This is a genomic window from Pseudomonas sp. O39, from assembly GCF_045447295.1.
Classification (GTDB): domain Bacteria; phylum Pseudomonadota; class Gammaproteobacteria; order Pseudomonadales; family Pseudomonadaceae; genus Aquipseudomonas; species Aquipseudomonas antarctica_A.
This window is the reverse complement of the sequence record NZ_JBJGXV010000070.1, coordinates 1-578: the sequence shown is the minus strand read 5'-3', so window position 1 is coordinate 578 and position 578 is coordinate 1. Positions and strand designations below refer to the sequence as shown.

Below are 578 nucleotides of genomic sequence, written 5' to 3'. Positions count from 1 at the left end.
AGAATCCGGTTTGGTACATAGCGTAGTGGGCACTGCGGCGAATGTGGCGGACGTAACCCAGGTCGATCAGTTACTGCACGGAGAAGAAACTTACGTCTCTGGCGATGCCGGTTACACCGGCGTCGAAAAGCGCCCCGAGCATCAAGATCGCCAAATGATCTGGTCAATTGCCGCTCGGCCCAGCAGTTATAAACAGCATGCTAAGAAGAGCCTGATCGGTCGCATGCGTCGCAAAATCGAATACGCGAAAGCTCAACTGCGCGCCAAGGTTGAGCATCCGTTTCGGGTGATCAAGCGCCAGTTTGGTTATACGAAAGTACGCTTCCGAGGCCTGCTGAAAAACACGGCGCAACAGACCACGCTGTTTGCTCTGTCGAACCTGTGGATGATGCGAAAACGACTGCTGAATACAGGAGAGGTGCGTCTGTAATGCGGACAATGAGCGCTGAAAACCGCTTGTACGCAGAAAAAAGAGGAACTGATAGAGGAAAAGGACTGATTTTCGATTGAGTCGACATTTTTTGAGCCTCAAGCAACGGGGCCGTTGAAAACGCATGCCTACTTCAGACCTTCCCTAG

1 protein-coding gene is annotated in these 578 nt (G+C 52.1%); it reads left to right on the top strand.

The features are described from left to right. Window positions 1-430 (top strand): transposase (locus ACI77D_RS29335; protein WP_407018101.1); only part of this gene is annotated, 430 nt, incomplete at its 5' end. Between the last annotated feature and the right edge of the window lie 148 nt (window positions 431-578).